The 625-nt window shown below is 57.9% G+C and carries 2 protein-coding genes; both read left to right on the top strand.

Annotated elements, in window-relative coordinates; translation table 11 throughout:
- Positions 1 to 423, top strand: a 423-nt coding sequence (locus AWU74_RS07335; protein WP_162505013.1) for an ABC transporter permease, incomplete at its 5' end; no start/stop codon positions are given.
- On the top strand, positions 416 to 625 hold a 210-nt coding region (locus AWU74_RS07340), incomplete at its 3' end, for a hypothetical protein (RefSeq protein WP_438816369.1). The genes AWU74_RS07335 and AWU74_RS07340, both read left to right, overlap by 8 nt.

The raw sequence follows: 625 nt of genomic DNA on the forward strand, positions 1-625 counted from the left end.
CGGCACATGGTAATGCCGGCAATTGTTTTAGGGCTGGGCAACGCGGCGATGATGCTGCGCTACACGAGAAGCAGCGTAGCGGGCGTGTTAAGCTCGGATTACATACGGACAGCGCGCTCCCACGGACTCCGTGAAAACACAATTGTTTTTAAACATACGCTGAAAAACATCATGATACCGGTGGTAACCGTATTGAGTCTGCAAATCCCCGACTTGCTGTCCGGCGCGCTGCTCACGGAAACCGTGTTCAGTTGGCCGGGCGTGGGACGTCTCAGTTTCGAGGCGGTGCGTCACCGCGATTATCCGCTGATTATGGGCATTTTGCTCGTTATGGCACTTATCACCTTAAGCGCGAATTTTATCGCCGACGTTTCCTACGCCGTTATCGACCGCCGGATTACGCTGGGGAACGGGCATGAATAGCGCGCGTAAACTGTGGAAAGAAAGCGCGCTGGTTCGGGCAGGCGTCGTAATGCTGCTGTTTCTCGTGGCGTTTTCATTGGCGGGTCCGCCCTTTTCGCGGTTTCGCCGCGACGAAATCAGCATTTCTGAGGGTGCAAAGCCGCCCCGCACAGCGCGCCCGCTCCGCCCCCCCGAAATGGGGCGCCCCAGCTTCCACCCCCCC

The organism is Treponema endosymbiont of Eucomonympha sp. (assembly GCF_001028545.1).